The sequence below is a fragment of the Vibrio sp. 2134-1 genome (genome assembly GCF_033339495.1).
Genome location: NZ_JAWOUS010000691.1, coordinates 1 through 590, shown reverse-complemented (window position 1 = coordinate 590; position 590 = coordinate 1). Strand labels below are relative to the sequence as shown.

General features: G+C 48.5%; 1 pseudogene. It reads left to right on the top strand.

The annotated features are described in order from the left end of the window. Nucleotides 1-590 (top strand): annotated as a pseudogene (locus R7R78_RS27995) (hypothetical protein); the annotation flags it as partial.

Here is a 590-nt window from a genome sequence, read left to right as displayed (position 1 = left end):
GTGTAATGGCAGCGGTTGGTGTCGGCTGGGCTGCAATAAATTACATGCCAATGAAGCCAAAGGCTCCGATGTCGGAAGTACCCGTTGCTGCGTCTTCGTCTACTCCTGCTCCTCTTATGGCAAGTGAGCAGCTAACTGATGCACAGCGCGATATGCTGTTGGCGCAGAAACAATCCAATCTAGCCGTGAATGATCTTTACCGCCTTTGGGGATATCGAGCATCAGTGCGCGATAATCTTTGCTTGTCTGAGCCTCAATCCACCATGCGTTGTGAAAGAAAAATGGCAACGTGGCCCTTGCTGATGCAGCAAAATCGACCGGTTATTTTAGAGCTGAATTATCAAGGCGATGTTGGTTACGTGATTTTGTATGCAGTTGGCAACGACCAAGTAGAAGTGCTCAATGGCAAACAGCGTCTACGTTTACCTGTTTCGTGGCTGAAACCAATGTGGCAGGGCAACATCATTGAATTGTGGCAAGCGCCGCTTAAAGAGACGTTGCGTTTAGATATGGAAGGGCCGGCGATAGAAGTGCTTGACCAATTGCTTGCCAAAGCGGTGAGTGAATCACCACTGGAAACGTCTATTTTT